The sequence below is a fragment of the Qipengyuania sp. S6317L1 genome, assembly GCF_023015615.1.
Classification (GTDB): domain Bacteria; phylum Pseudomonadota; class Alphaproteobacteria; order Sphingomonadales; family Sphingomonadaceae; genus Erythrobacter.
On record NZ_JALKAJ010000002.1, the window covers coordinates 495,254 to 508,594 of the forward strand.

Below are 13,341 nucleotides of genomic sequence, written 5' to 3' on the forward strand. Positions count from 1 at the left end.
CCCAAAAAGAAAGGGCCACCCTTATGGGGCGGCCCTTCTATTGTCATCCATTCTTGAAGGATTAGTCCTTCAGGAAGTCAGGCATTTCTGCTGGGCCGTCGTTGTCGCCGCCCTTGCTGCCGCCATCACGGCGACCACCACGGTCACCACCGCGGCTGCGATTGCCGCGTGGGCCACGACGATCACCGCCACGATCACCGCGATCACCACGTGGTTTATTCTCACGCGGTGGGCGGGTGTCTTCGAGCTCTTCGCCGGTTTCCTGGTCAACCACACGCATCGACAGGCGGACCTTGCCGCGGTTGTCGATTTCGAGGACCTTGACCTTCACCTCTTGGCCTTCGGACACAACGTCCGTGGGCTTGTCAACGCGCTCGTTCTTCATTTCGGAAACGTGGACGAGACCGTCCTTGCCACCCATGAAGTTCACGAATGCGCCAAAGTCGACGATGTTGACGACCTTACCGGTGTAGACCTTGCCGACTTCGGCTTCTTCAACGATGCCTTCGATCCAGGCCTTTGCAGCTGCGATTTCATCAGCGTTGGAGGACGAGATCTTGATCGTGCCTTCATCGTCGATGTCGACCTTTGCGCCGGTTTCAGCGACGATCTCACGGATCACCTTGCCGCCTGTACCGATGACGTCGCGGATCTTCGATTTGTCGATCTGCATGGTCTCGATGCGCGGAGCGTGCTTGCTGACCTCGGTGCGGGCACCGGTGAGAGCTTTCGCCATTTCGCCAAGGATGTGCGCGCGGCCTGCTTTCGCCTGCTCAAGCGCCTTTGTCATGATTTCCTGCGTGATGCCGGCAACCTTGATGTCCATCTGAAGCGAGGTGATGCCTTCTTCAGAGCCAGCCACCTTGAAGTCCATGTCGCCAAGGTGATCTTCATCACCAAGGATGTCTGAAAGAACTGCAAAGTCGTCGCCCTCAAGGATAAGGCCCATGGCGATACCCGATACCGGGCGAGTCAATGGAACGCCTGCGTCCATCATCGACAATGCGCCGCCGCAAACGGTGGCCATCGAAGACGAGCCGTTTGACTCGGTGATGTCTGACAGAACGCGGATGGTGTAAGGGAAATCCTCAACCGTTGGCAGAACCGGACGAAGCGCGCGGAAGGCGAGCTTGCCGTGACCGGTTTCGCGGCGGCTGGTGAAGCCGAAACGGCCCACTTCGCCGACCGAATAGGGCGGGAAGTTATAGTGCAGCATGAAGTTGCTGTAGCTAAGCCCTTCAAGACCATCGATCATTTGCTCGGCATCTTTCGTGCCAAGCGTGGTGGTGCAGATCGCCTGCGTTTCACCGCGCGTGAAAAGCGCCGAACCGTGGGTGCGTGGAAGCAGACCAACCATCGCTTCGATCGGGCGAACCTGATCCAGCTTACGACCGTCGATACGGGTGCCGTCTTTGATGATAGCGCCGCGAACGATTTCGCTTTCCAGCTTCTTGACCGCTTTGTTGGCGACCATTTGCGTTTGTGGCTCTTCGCCTGCGAACGCCTCTTTCGCTTTGGCGCGCGCTTCGTTCAGAGCGTCCGAGCGAGCCGATTTGTCGGTCAGCTTGTAAGCAGCGGCGATATCATCACCGACGATGCCGCGCAGCTTTTCCTTGATGTCGGACGTGTCGTCAGAAACGTCGACTTCCCATGGATCTTTCGCAGCTTTTTCAGCCAAGTCGATGATCGCGCCGATAACCTTGCGGCTCTCTTCGTGGGCAAACATCACAGCGCCGAGCATTTCTTCCTCGGTCAGTTCCTTGGCTTCCGATTCCACCATCATCACTGCGTCTTGCGTCGCTGCGACTACGAGGTCGAGGCGGCCATCTTCGCCGAGCGCTGATTCAACAGTCGGGTTGAGGACGTATTCGCCGTCAGTGTTAAAGCCAACGCGCGCAGCGCCAATCGGGCCCATGAATGGAACGCCCGAAATGGTGAGTGCAGCAGAAGCTGCGATCATTGCGACGATGTCTGGCTCGGTCTCGCCGTCATAGGAGAGAACCTGACAGATCACGTTGATTTCGTTGTAGAAACCTTCAGGGAAGAGCGGGCGGCAAGGACGGTCGATAAGACGCGATGTGAGCGTTTCTTTTTCCGTCGCGCGGCCTTCGCGCTTGAAAAAGCCACCCGGAATACGGCCAGCAGCCGAGAATTTTTCCTGATAGTGGACGGTCAGAGGGAAGAAATCCTGGCCTTCCTTGACTGACTTGGCGGCGGTCACGGCGCAAAGCACCACGGTTTCGCCATAAGTGGCCAGTACGGCGCCGTCTGCTTGACGGGCAATACGACCTGTTTCCAGAGTGAGGGTCTTTCCGCCCCACTCCAGCGATACGGTTTTCGTGTCGAACATTGATTTTCCTTTTGAACCCACACGGCCTTATTGCGGTGCGGGGCCTACTTTTACCGGGAGTGCCCGCCCGGTCGGGTGTGGGGCGTGGTTTGCTAAGCCCCAAGGCTGGACCACCGAATTGTGACCCTTGCCCCTCTTTAGAGAGCCTCGTCCATATGAGGCCCATAAGCAAGAAGCGGCCCCGTTGGGACCGCTTCTCAAAACTCTTACTTACGAAGACCCAGTTTCTGGATCAGCGCGTTGTAACGCTCCACATCTTTCTTCTTGAGATAGGCAAGAAGATTACGGCGCTTGTTCACCATCATAAGGAGACCACGACGTGAGTGATTGTCCTTGTGGTTGGATTTGAAGTGCTCGGTGAGGTTGCGGATACGCTCGGTCAGGATCGCGACTTGCACTTCTGGCGAACCGGTGTCGCCTTTGGCTTGCGCGTTGTCCTTGATGATTTCTGCTTTGCGTTCAGGTGCTACTGACATGTATTTCTCTTTCTACTCAGCGACATCGGGTAGGTTAAAACCCCTCACCACCTTTGCGGCGCCCTCCTTGATCTCGACTAGAGCAATGGGACGCATGTCCAGCATCGCACAGTAAAGCCCGGGAGATTGGGGCAATCCAGACACGACCCGCCCTTGTTGGAGCGCCTGCGCGTCAGTCTGGGAGAGGGAAAGGGCCGGGATGTCGTCCAGCCCTGCCTCCAACGGCAGGAGTAGGTCAGATAATTGCGCGCCATTAGCGATTTCGTTCAATTTGTCCAGAGAAATCGCTTGGGCCTCGGCAAAAGGTCCGGCTTTGCTGCGACGCAGATAGGTAACGTGCCCGCAAGTTCCAAGGGCGCGGGCGATATCTCGTGCAAGCGAGCGGATGTATGTGCCTTTCGACACATGGGCCTGGAGGGTCACTTCATCCACTTCGTCATTATCGCGCAGGCTGGAATGACGGATTGAAAGCGCATGAATTGTCACCGCCCGCGTCTTTAATTGCACCTCTTCCCCCGCCCGCGCGAGATCGTAGGCCCGCTTTCCATCGATTTTTAGCGCTGAATACGCCGGGGGCACCTGTTCGATTGCTCCGGTAAACTGGGGCAGCACCGCCTCGATCTTTGCCAAGGTGGGTCGGACATCCGAACGCTCTACGACCTCACCCTCGGTATCGAGCGTCTCTGTCTCCACCCCGAACTGCACCATGAACTCGTAGATCTTGCTCGCATCCAGCATCCGCCCGGCAAGCTTGGTCGCCTCACCCAAGGCAATCGGCAGCACCCCTTCGGCCAATGGATCGAGTGTCCCGCCATGCCCCACCTTGGTCTTCGCATAACCACCTTCGCGCAAATTGCGCTTGACCGCGCCCACAGCTTGCGTCGAGCCAAGCCCGCGCGGTTTGTCGAGGATGATCCAGCCGTTTGGCGCAGGTTTCTTGTCGCAAGTCACACGCGCCCTCTAGCCAAACGCAAACGCTTTCGCCAAGCATTTGCCCGCAATGGAAAATCATTTCGACCTTTTGGTGATCGGCGGGGGGATCAATGGCGCTGGTATCGCGCGCGATGCGGCAGGGCGCGGCCTATCGGTATGCCTCGTCGAAAAGGACGATCTGGCAAGCGCGACATCCAGCGCCTCCACAAAGCTCATCCATGGCGGTCTGCGCTATCTTGAACATTACGAATTCCGCTTGGTGCGCGAAAGCTTGATCGAACGCGAGCGCCTGCTTCAAATGGCGCCGCATATCATCTGGCCCATGCGATTTGTGCTTCCCCATGATGAGGGCCTTCGCCCTTCGTGGATGCTGCGCCTTGGCCTTTTTCTCTATGACAATCTGGGCGGCCGCAAGATCCTCCCCGGCACGAGCAGCGTCAACTTGCGCGACGAACCGCATGGCCGCGTGCTGAAAGACCGCCTGACCAAGGGTTGGGAATATTCCGATTGCTGGGTCGAGGATTCGCGCCTTGTCGTGCTCAATTGCATGGATGCAAAAGAGCGCGGAGCCGATATTCGCACCCGCACCGAGTGCGTGGGGCTGGAGAGGCGCGAGGACAGCTGGATCGCGACGCTGAAAACCGCCGATGGCCACGATGAAAAGGTTATCGCTCGCAAGGTGGTCAATGCCGCGGGCCCGTGGGTCGACACGGTTTTGGGCCGCGCCATGCCGGAGGAAACGCATCAGAACCTGCGCCTAGTCAAAGGAAGCCACCTGATCTTCCCCAAGCTGTTCGAACATGACCGCAGCTATATTTTCCAGAACAAGGATGACCGGATCATCTTTGCCATCCCCTATGAGCGCGATTACACGCTTGTCGGCACCACCGATCAGGCGTTCAAAGGCGATCCCAAGGGCATCGACATTTCGCCCGAAGAGGCGAGCTATATATGCGATGCGGCGAACGAATATCTCAAGGTCGGCGTGGCGCCCGATCAGGCGGTCGCAAGTTATGCCGGGGTGCGCCCGCTCTACGAAGATAAAGCTGCGTCCAATTCGACTGTCACCCGCGATTATCAGTTTGAGGTGGAAGAGGACGGCCCTCCTCTTCTCTCGATCTTCGGCGGAAAGCTCACGACCTATCGCAAGCTGGCGGTGCACGCATTGAAGCGCCTAAACATCGGCGGCGAGGACTGGACCGCAAGCAAGCCTCTACCCGGCGGCGGGATTGATCCGCTACACTTCGACGACTTCGTAGCCGACCAATGCGCGCGGTACGATTGGGCGCCGCGTGATACACTGCACCGGATGGCTCGCGCCTATGGCACGCGGATGATCGACGTGATCGGTGATGCGCGGGGCGTGAATGACCTTGGCGAGCACATGGGCGGCGGGCTCTATGCGCGCGAGGTTGAATATCTGGTTGCCCACGAATTCGCGATGACGGCTGAGGATGTGCTGACACGCCGGTCAAAGCTGTATCTGCACCTCACGAGTAAAGAACAGGCCCGCGTCGAGGCCTGGTTCGCGGCGAGACCGACAGTCATTGCCTAAGCCGTGGCAATCGCGATCGCGATACCTTCGTAAAAGGACATCACCTTGGTGACGAGCGGCAGAACCGTCACTTCGAGCCAGCCAGTGCCAAACACCCAGCTAAAGCCGATTACGCCAAGGATCAGCACCATGCCAAGCCGCTGGAGCCGCTCCCATTGGTAACGCAGCTTTGCAGGCAACAACCCTCCGACGATATGCGAGCCGTCAAACGGGGGAATCGGTAAAAGGTTGAACAGGCCCAAGAACACGTTGATCGTGATGAAGAGATAAAGACCGGTTGCAATCGGCAATGCCGCGCCATCGGCTCCCATCAACATCGGCAATCCAGATGCGCTTTCCGACCACGCCGCGCCCGGCACAATCGTCAGTCCGAACAAAACCGCGCCGACCAATGCGAGCACAAAATTGCTAGCGGGACCTGCGGCGGCGACCGCCATCATGCCAAAACGCGGGTTGGAAAGCCGCCATTTGTTGACCGGCACAGGCTTTGCCCAGCCGAATGCAGGCGCGCCCATCAGCAATAGCCCTCCGGGAACCAGCAGGGTGCCAATGGGATCGACATGGCGAATGGGGTTGAGCGTCAACCGCCCCCGCTCACTCGCGGTGGGATCGCCCAATGCTTTGGCCGCCCACCCGTGCGCGACCTCGTGGAACACGATGGCTACGATCAGGCAGGGGACGAAGATGAGCGCAAATGTGAGGGTTTCGGACATCGACCTTTATGTAGGGTCGCAAGTCGTTACTCGCTAGGCCCCAGCGCTAGCCTAGCGAACCGGCCTCACCGCGAAGGCTTGCGCTAAAATGTCTGCGGCACAAAGCGACATAGCGGTCATTGCCCCCGATTTCGGTCTGCGCGCCCTCTTTGACGGGACGGCCATCGCTATCAACGCGCAAGTTCATCGATGCCTTGCGCCCGCACCAGCACACCGCCTTCAATTCCACCAGGGAATCGGCAATACCAAGCAGCGCGGCTGAGCCGGGAAACAGCTCGCCCTGAAAGTCGGTTCGCAAACCATAGCAAAGCACCGGAATGCCGTGATCATCGGATAGATGGGCAAGCTGCCAGACCTGCGCCGGGGTCAGGAATTGCGCTTCATCGACAAGTACGCAATCAAGCGCTTTATCGGCGTGCGATTTGAGGATCTGCGCCTTCAGGTCGGTTTCGGGCGTATAAAGGTGCGCATCCGCCTCCAGCCCAATGCGGCTTTTCACCAGCCCTGCCGAGCGGGTGTCGAGTTCGGCTGTCCACACCATCGTTTGCTGCCCGCGCTCGCGGTAGTTGAAGTCCGCTTGCAGAAGGGTCGTCGATTTGCCGGCATTCATGCTGGAATAGTAAAAGTAGAGCTTGGCCATGCGTTGCACCTAAGCTTCGCCAGCGCAAAAAGTCGAAGGGCGAAAAGCATTGGTCTGTGCAAAGCCCTGTTGATTTCTCTGTATTCATTGATGTGACAGGCGGTTTGCGCAATGTTAGCCCCAAGCCAATCGAGACAAATTGACGGGGAACACATATGGCATCGGCTGCCGAGGGGAATACGCATCAAAGCATGACCGGCTTTCTGGGCTGGGTTGAACGCTCCGGCAACAGACTGCCCGATCCGGTGTTCCTGTTCTTCTATCTGATCATCGCGCTTGTGGCGATTTCGGTCCTGTTGTCGGCGCTTGGCGTGTCGGCCCTGCACCCGACCAGCGTGGATGAAGCGGGCAACCCGCAGGTGATCCAAGCGGTCAGCCTGTTATCGCCTGACAACATTCAAAAACTCTGGGTCGAAATGCCCAAGACTTTCACCCACTTCCACCCGCTTGGTTATGTTCTCGTAGTGATGTTGGGGGCAGGCGTTGCCGAGCGTTCGGGATTTTTTGCCGCCGGTATGTCGAGCGCGGTTCGTAGTGCGCCAGTAAGCCTGCTCACCCCCGTGGTGGCCTTGGTGGCGATGATCGGCAACCACGCAGCCGACGCTGGCTACGTGGTACTGATCCCGCTAGCAGGCATTCTTTTTGCTGCCGCTGGGCGCCATCCGCTTGCAGGGATTGCGGCCGCATTCGCGGGCGTCTCGGGCGGTTTCTCGGCCAATATCTCGCCCGGCCAACTCGACGCGCTGCTGTTCGGCATCACCGAAGAGGCCGTGGGCGCAAGCGCTCTCGACCCGGTCTGGACCGCCAACCTTGCCGGCAACTGGTATTTCATCGCGGCGATGACCGTGCTCTATCTCCCGATCATCTGGTATGTCACCGACAAGGTGATCGAGCCCAAGCTCGGCCCGTGGACGGGCGGCGCAAAGGCAGGGGCCAGCGCCGAAGACGATGCGATTGCCGAAGCCTCACCCGAAAACGCGAGCAAGGGCCTTCGCAATGCAGGTTTTGCCGCGCTTGGCGTTGTGGCGCTTTGGGCGGTCATGGTGTTTGCACCGGGCACTCCCTTGATCAACGAAGCAGCCTGTTTGACCGATACCGGAGAGCGTATCGCCGATTGCTCCATCCACGGAGAGCTGCGCCCGTTCTACCAATCGCTCGTCGCCGCCTTCTTCATTCTCTTCCTTGCCTGCGGCTGGGCCTACGGCAAAGCGGTTGGCACGATTAAGAACCACCGCGATCTTGTGAACATGATGGCCGAGGCGATGAAGGACATGGGCTATTACCTCGTCCTTGCCTTTGCTGCGGCGCACTTCGTCGCCATGTTCGCATGGTCGAACCTTGGCCTTATCTCCGCTGTACATGGGGCCGCCGCGATCCAGTCGACCGGTCTGCCGCTGCCCATCGTTATCGGGCTGATGGTGATCTTTGCAGGGTTACTGAACCTGTTCGTGGGCTCCGCCAGCGCCAAATGGGCCCTTCTTGCGCCGATCCTGGTGCCGATGCTCATGCTGCTTGGCATCAGCCCCGAAGGCGCGACCGCGGCCTACCGCGTAGGCGACAGCGCAACCAATATCATCACCCCGCTGATGGTGTATTTCCCGCTGATCCTTATCTTTGCGCAGCGCTGGGTGCCGAGTTTCGGACTTGGAAGCCTGACGGCGACCATGCTGCCTTATTCCATCTGGCTGCTGATTTCAGGAACCGTGCTGATCGTGATCTGGTTCTACCTCGGTATTCCGCTTGGTCCCGATGCGCCGGTGGGATACACGCTTCCCGGCCAAACATAAAAACGCGCGACATTAAAATCGGGGCCAGTGAAACCTTTTGGCCGCCCCAAGGGTAGTATCAAGGTGAGGAGACTTTGAATGATCCCGCTTTTGAAACGCACCTTCTGGCTTCCGCTGCTCGCCGCACTGCTCGGGCTCGGGGTTACGGCCAATACATCTGCGCCAGTGAACTATCGCCTCGATGAAGGTAGCTCACTGCTCAGTGCGAAGGTGCCCTTTTTCGGCATCGCCAGCAAAACCGCCACCTTTCCCAAGATGCGCGGGACGGCACGGATCGAGGGCAATAACCCCAGCCAGGCCGCCATCGACGTCACATTTGATGCAACCGCGATCACCGCGCCTGACGATGTGACCCTCGGCCGGCTCAAGAGCGAGAAGTTCTTCTGGGTCGAACAGCATCCGAACATTCGCTTCAAGGGCCGCGGATTGACCATGACGAGCGCGACCAAGGGCACCATCACCGGACAATTGACCGCGCGCGGCGTAACCCGAAATCAGACATTGAAGGTAACATTTGACCGCGACCCGCTGACCGCGGGGCCCGGTGCGCCGATCAGTTTCACCGCAAACGCCGAGATTGACCGGCGCGATTACGGCATGAAAAGCTTTCAACTGATCGTCGGGAATACGGTCGATATCACTTTCGACGCGCGGATTGTGCCGACTTAGTCCTCGTCTTCAAGGTCGCGCGTGACTTTCGGATCGCGCAAAAGAGTTTCAATCCGGTCGGCTTCCGCAAAGCTTTCATCCTTGCGAAATTTCAGCTTGGGCGCAAATTTGAGGCCCAGGCGCTTCGCCACCTCGCGTTGAAGAAAAGCGGTGTTCTGGCGCAGCGCCTTCACCACATCGTCCTCTGCATTGCCTAAAAGCGGTTTCACATAGGCGGTTGCATTGCGAAGGTCCGGCGTCATGCGCACCTCGGTCACCGCGATATTTGACGCGCTTACCACGTCATCGTGCACTTCCTGTCGCGACAAAAGCTCGGACAGGATGTGACGCACGCGCTCCCCCACTTTGAGGACGCGGACCGATTGCTGTTCGCTTGTGAAGTCTTGTCGCTTCGCCATGGGCAGCGAAATAGGGACCCTTAGCCCATTTTGCCAAGGATATTCTTGAGGCTGTTCATATTGCGCGCTGTGCCCCGCACGCCGAGCCGCCGTTCCAGCAGCTTTCCGGTAATATCTGAGTTGCTCACCCCGTGGACGTAATTGAGATAAAGCACGCGCGGCCCGATCGACAGCGTCTCATCTCCCTTGGCTTTGCGCTCTTGCTCAAACGCTTCGAAAAGGCCGGGGGCAGGATCATCAGCCAAGAATATCGAGTGCACCATCTTGTCCGACCCGATGCCGCGGAACGGATTGTCTTCGATTGCCGAGCGAACCTCGCCTTGCGTGCGAAGCATGACGCAGGATTTGAAACCGAATTGGTCCTTGAGGAGCGTTTCGATCGCGGCTTCGACCGCCTTGGGCTCGCGATCATCGTCGAGGATCACATTGCCGCTCGCAGCAACCGTGGTCACTTCACCAAATCCGGCTCTGGCCATAGCCGCCTTGAGGTCCACCATCTTTACCCGGTTGCCGCCGATATTGATCGAACCGAGCAGCGCGAGATAAAGGCTCACGCGTCGAGGCCGGTGTTGGTCGGACTTGGCCGAGAAGTCGGAAGCGCGGTTGAAGTCGCCCGCGCCATCAGCTTACCGTCCTCGGAATAAAGCTCGCCTTCAAGGATGACGACCTTGCGCCCTCCCTTCACCACGCGACCCTTGCCGATAAGCGGCCCTTCGGGGATGAGGCGGATAAGGCTCATCGAAATCTCAAGATTGAGCGGTGCCATCTCGCCCTTGGTCGCAGCCACGTAAGCATAGCCCATCACATCGTCGAGATAGCCTGCAACCAGCCCGCCTTGCACCCCGCCGCGCCATGTCGTCATTTCGCTACGCACGATGAAGTGCATGGTCGCGGTCTGCGTCGCTTCGTCGAAGGAGACGAATTTAGAGCCGAGCAGATTGGAATGCGGCGACCCTTCAGCCCCCGCCTGGATTTGGGTTTGCCAATCTGTCATCGCCTCAAAGGCCTTCCGGAAGGAATACCACCTTCAAATGTTCGACCCGGTTGCACCCGTCAGCGGCAGCGTTGCCCATGAGCTCGCCATCTCCGCCCCATTCTTGGGACATGAAGTGATCGTGATCAAATTTGCCCTCTTTCCTGAGGCGAGCGAGAGTCCGCATCAGGGCATCCGCACCATCTTGATCAAGCACGAGATGAGCCTGCTGATCCTCCACCTCAAGATAGAGCACTGACCCTACCCAACCTCCAGCGTGCGCTCGCGTTCTTCGACTTCGAAGACCTCAAGCTGGTCGCCCGGCTTGATATCGTTCGTGTCTTCCAGAACGACACCACATTCGAGGCCCGAGCGGACCTCGTCCACGTCGTCCTTGAAGCGGCGCAAGCTTGCGATGGTCGTCGCCGAGACAATGACATCGTCGCGGGTGAGACGCGCGAACAGGCCTTTGCGGATAACGCCCTCTTCGACGAGGAGGCCAGCAGCCTTGTCCTTCTTGCCAGAACGGAAAACCTCTTTGACCTGAGCACGGCCAACGACGGTCTCGATCCGCTCTGGACCAAGCTCGCCTGCCATCTCTTTCGCCACGTCTTCGGTGAGGTGATAGATCACATCGTAATACATCATCCGCACACCGTCGCGCTTGACCAGTTCGCGTGCTTTTGCGTTCGGACGAACGCCAAAGCCGATGATCGGCGCGTTCGAAGCGGCGGCAAGCGTCACATCGCTTTCAGTGATTGCGCCGACGCCAGCGTGAAGGACGCGCGCCTTGATCTCGTCATTCGAGATATTGTGCAGCGCGTTTACAATTGCTTCGACCGAACCTTGCACATCGGCTTTGACCAGAACCGGCCATTCGATGACGTTCGACGCCAAATTGTTGAACATCGTATCGAACGACGTCGGCGCAAGCGCGGTGCGTTTTTCGGTCGCCTTTTCCTGACGGTATTGAGCGACTTCGCGAGCGCGCTGTTCGTTCTCAACCACGGTCAGACGATCGCCTGCCGATGGCACGCCGCCAAGGCCTAGAACCTCGACCGGCATGGATGGGCCAGCTTCCTTAATCTGCTTACCCGCATCGTTGACGATGGCGCGCACACGACCGCTCTCGGTGCCGACAACGAAGGTGTCGCCACGCTTCAAAGTCCCGCGCGTCACAAGGACAGTCGCGACAGGACCGCGGCCCTTGTCAAGCTGTGCTTCGATCACGGTTGCATCCGCATCGCGGTCTGGACGGGCTTTCAGCTCAAGCAGCTCCGCCTGGACATTGATCGCTTCGAGCAGATCATCAAGGCCGGTCTTCTTGACCGCTGAGATCTCGACATCCTGCACATCGCCCGAAAGCTTTTCGACGATCACTTCGTGTTCGAGCAGGCGGTTGCGCACATTGTCCGGGTTCGCCTCTGGCTTATCCATCTTGTTTATCGCAACGATCATCGGAACGCCGGCGGCCTTGGTGTGATTAATTGCCTCGATTGTCTGCGGCATGATGCCATCGTCTGCTGCAACGACGAGCACCACGATATCGGTCACATTGGCCCCGCGCTGACGCATCTCGGTAAAGGCTGCGTGGCCCGGCGTATCGAGGAATGTAATCTTCTGCTTGTCTTTGGTGGTGACCTGATAGCTGCCGATATGCTGGGTGATACCGCCCGCTTCGCCCTTGGTGACATTGGCACCGCGAAGCGCGTCGAGCAGCGAGGTTTTCCCGTGGTCGACATGTCCCATGATGGTAACCACCGGCGGACGCGGTTTCAGCGTCTCTTCCGGATCACCATCTAGCTCTTCCTGAATATCGACATCGGCTTCAGAAACTTTCTGAATGTTGTGGCCAAATTGCTCGACGAGAAGTTCCGCTGTGTCCTGGTCGATGGTCTGGTTGACCGTGACCATCATATCGAGGTTGAACAGCTCTTTGACGAGGTCCGCGCCTTTTTCGCCCATCCGTTTAGCGAGTTCACCAACGGTGATGGCCTCTGGCACGATAACGTCGCGCGTTTGCTTCTCACGCGGCTTGGACGAACCGCCGCCTTGCATCCGGCGTTCTTTCTCACGCGCACGCTTGAGCGCGGCGAGAGAACGCGCGCGGCGCCCCTCATCCTCGTTCAACGCCTTGGTCACAGTCAGCTTGCCGGAGCGGCGTTTGTCCTTGCCACCGCCGGTATTGGCAGCCGCGCTCTTGTCGTCCTTCTTCTTGGAAGGTTTCTTTTCAGGCCGCTTGGGTTCGGGCCGGGAAACCGGGGTGAATTTGCGCGCCGCAGGGGTGGGCGTGCTCTTGGATTGCGTTGGCGCAGGGGCCGGAGCCGGCGCTGATGCTTCCTCAGCGTCGGCCTTGTTGGCTACTGCCTCTGCCTCTGCCTCTTCCTTGGCGCGTGCCTCGGCTTCCGCCTTGGCCTTGCGGTTGTCTTCTTCGCGCTTCTTCGCTTCTTCAGCGTTCTGTTTGGCGCGTTGGTCATCACGCTTGCGATTTTCCTCCGCGAGACGCAGGCGCTCTTCCTCAGCTTCGCGCTGCAGGCGTGCGACCCGTTCTTGCGGCGTTTCGTCAGAAACGGCCGGCTTCTTGGGCGCAGGCTTGTTGGCCGCTGGTGCGGGGGCAGGAGCCGGAGTTGGCGCGGGCGCAGGAGCCGGGGCCGGCTCTGGCGCAGGGGCGGGCGTTTCGCCGGGCTTCAGAAGCTTGCGGCGACGCTTGACCTCGACCGCCACCTTATTGGTCCGGCCGTGGCTAAAGGTCTGCTTTACCTCACCCGCTTCCACTGCCTTTTTCAGGCCAAGTGGTTTGCGGGCTGGTTTTTTCTCTTCGTCGCTCATGCTTGCTTCTATAGTCCT

The 13,341-nt window shown here is 58.8% G+C and carries 13 protein-coding genes; 4 read left to right on the forward strand and 9 right to left on the reverse strand.

Translation table 11 applies throughout. The annotated features are described in order from the left end of the window. Positions 1 to 61: 61 nt before the first annotated feature. The 3 genes from pnp to truB form a co-directional block, all read right to left on the reverse strand. Positions 62 to 2,350, reverse strand: a complete 2,289-nt coding sequence (pnp, locus tag MWU38_RS03645) for a polyribonucleotide nucleotidyltransferase (protein WP_247270469.1) — start codon at positions 2,348 to 2,350, stop codon at positions 62 to 64. A 206-nt stretch (positions 2,351 to 2,556) separates the two neighbouring features. After that, entirely contained in the window at positions 2,557 to 2,826 is a 270-nt protein-coding gene (gene rpsO / locus MWU38_RS03650; RefSeq protein ID WP_247270470.1) for a 30S ribosomal protein S15, read from the reverse strand. A gap of 12 nt (positions 2,827 to 2,838) precedes the next feature. Then, a complete protein-coding gene (gene truB / locus MWU38_RS03655; RefSeq protein WP_247270471.1) occupies positions 2,839 to 3,777 on the reverse strand; it encodes a tRNA pseudouridine(55) synthase TruB in 939 nt (312 codons plus the stop codon). 49 nt (positions 3,778 to 3,826) lie between these two features. Between truB and glpD the strand changes: the two genes are divergently transcribed. Beyond that, entirely contained in the window at positions 3,827 to 5,314 is a 1,488-nt protein-coding gene (gene glpD / locus MWU38_RS03660) for a glycerol-3-phosphate dehydrogenase (protein WP_247270472.1), read from the forward strand. Here glpD and MWU38_RS03665 read toward each other — a convergent pair. Beyond that, positions 5,311 to 6,027 carry a site-2 protease family protein gene (locus tag MWU38_RS03665; protein ID WP_247270473.1) on the reverse strand — a complete coding sequence of 239 codons (717 nt, stop codon included), beginning with the start codon at positions 6,025 to 6,027 and terminating at the stop codon, positions 5,311 to 5,313. The two genes, glpD and MWU38_RS03665, sit on opposite strands and share 4 nt — an antisense overlap. A 46-nt stretch (positions 6,028 to 6,073) precedes the next feature. Further along, positions 6,074 to 6,667 (reverse strand): thymidine kinase, encoded by a 594-nt coding sequence (locus MWU38_RS03670; RefSeq protein WP_247270474.1) that lies wholly within the window; start codon positions 6,665 to 6,667, stop codon positions 6,074 to 6,076. Between the two features lie 155 nt (positions 6,668 to 6,822). Here MWU38_RS03670 and MWU38_RS03675 point away from each other — a divergent pair, with 155 nt between their 5' ends. Continuing rightward, positions 6,823 to 8,454, forward strand: coding sequence for an AbgT family transporter (locus MWU38_RS03675; protein WP_247270475.1), 1,632 nt, complete (start codon positions 6,823 to 6,825; stop codon positions 8,452 to 8,454). 78 nt (positions 8,455 to 8,532) lie between these two features. Then, positions 8,533 to 9,123 carry a YceI family protein gene (locus MWU38_RS03680; RefSeq protein ID WP_247270476.1) on the forward strand — a complete coding sequence of 197 codons (591 nt, stop codon included), beginning with the start codon at positions 8,533 to 8,535 and terminating at the stop codon, positions 9,121 to 9,123. On the opposite strand, the gene rbfA is transcribed toward MWU38_RS03680, so the two are convergent. The 3 genes from rbfA to MWU38_RS03695 are packed head-to-tail and all read right to left on the reverse strand — an operon-like array spanning position 9,120 to position 10,515. Continuing rightward, entirely contained in the window at positions 9,120 to 9,521 is a 402-nt protein-coding gene (gene rbfA, locus MWU38_RS03685) for a 30S ribosome-binding factor RbfA (protein ID WP_247270477.1), read from the reverse strand. The genes MWU38_RS03680 and rbfA overlap by 4 nt on opposite strands. A gap of 20 nt (positions 9,522 to 9,541) precedes the next feature. Further along, positions 9,542 to 10,075: a DUF1697 domain-containing protein gene (locus tag MWU38_RS03690; protein WP_247270478.1), complete on the reverse strand. Its 534-nt coding sequence runs from the start codon at positions 10,073 to 10,075 to the stop codon at positions 9,542 to 9,544. Beyond that, positions 10,072 to 10,515, reverse strand: coding sequence for a PaaI family thioesterase (locus MWU38_RS03695; protein WP_247270479.1), 444 nt, complete (start codon positions 10,513 to 10,515; stop codon positions 10,072 to 10,074). The genes MWU38_RS03690 and MWU38_RS03695 overlap by 4 nt, the downstream gene beginning before the upstream one ends. Positions 10,516 to 10,552: 37 nt before the next feature. Here MWU38_RS03695 and MWU38_RS03700 point away from each other — a divergent pair, with 37 nt between their 5' ends. Next, complete coding sequence (locus tag MWU38_RS03700) at positions 10,553 to 10,753, forward strand: hypothetical protein (RefSeq protein ID WP_247270480.1); 201 nt, start codon at positions 10,553 to 10,555, stop codon at positions 10,751 to 10,753. 2 nt (positions 10,754 to 10,755) lie between these two features. Here MWU38_RS03700 and infB read toward each other — a convergent pair whose 3' ends face one another. Then, complete coding sequence (infB, locus tag MWU38_RS03705) at positions 10,756 to 13,323, reverse strand: translation initiation factor IF-2 (protein ID WP_247270481.1); 2,568 nt, start codon at positions 13,321 to 13,323, stop codon at positions 10,756 to 10,758. Positions 13,324 to 13,341 lie beyond the last annotated feature (18 nt).

Coding starts and splice junctions, on each gene's coding strand:
- glpD (WP_247270472.1), top strand. CDS start 3,827: ATGGAAAATCATTTCGACCTTTTGGTGATCGGCGGGGGGATCAATGGC.
- rpsO (WP_247270470.1), bottom strand. CDS start 2,826: ATGTCAGTAGCACCTGAACGCAAAGCAGAAATCATCAAGGACAACGCG.
- MWU38_RS03700 (WP_247270480.1), top strand. CDS start 10,553: ATGTTCGACCCGGTTGCACCCGTCAGCGGCAGCGTTGCCCATGAGCTC.
- MWU38_RS03680 (WP_247270476.1), top strand. CDS start 8,533: ATGATCCCGCTTTTGAAACGCACCTTCTGGCTTCCGCTGCTCGCCGCA.
- rbfA (WP_247270477.1), bottom strand. CDS start 9,521: ATGGCGAAGCGACAAGACTTCACAAGCGAACAGCAATCGGTCCGCGTC.
- infB (WP_247270481.1), bottom strand. CDS start 13,323: ATGAGCGACGAAGAGAAAAAACCAGCCCGCAAACCACTTGGCCTGAAA.
- pnp (WP_247270469.1), bottom strand. CDS start 2,350: ATGTTCGACACGAAAACCGTATCGCTGGAGTGGGGCGGAAAGACCCTC.
- MWU38_RS03675 (WP_247270475.1), top strand. CDS start 6,823: ATGGCATCGGCTGCCGAGGGGAATACGCATCAAAGCATGACCGGCTTT.
- MWU38_RS03665 (WP_247270473.1), bottom strand. CDS start 6,027: ATGTCCGAAACCCTCACATTTGCGCTCATCTTCGTCCCCTGCCTGATC.
- MWU38_RS03670 (WP_247270474.1), bottom strand. CDS start 6,667: ATGGCCAAGCTCTACTTTTACTATTCCAGCATGAATGCCGGCAAATCG.
- MWU38_RS03695 (WP_247270479.1), bottom strand. CDS start 10,515: ATGACAGATTGGCAAACCCAAATCCAGGCGGGGGCTGAAGGGTCGCCG.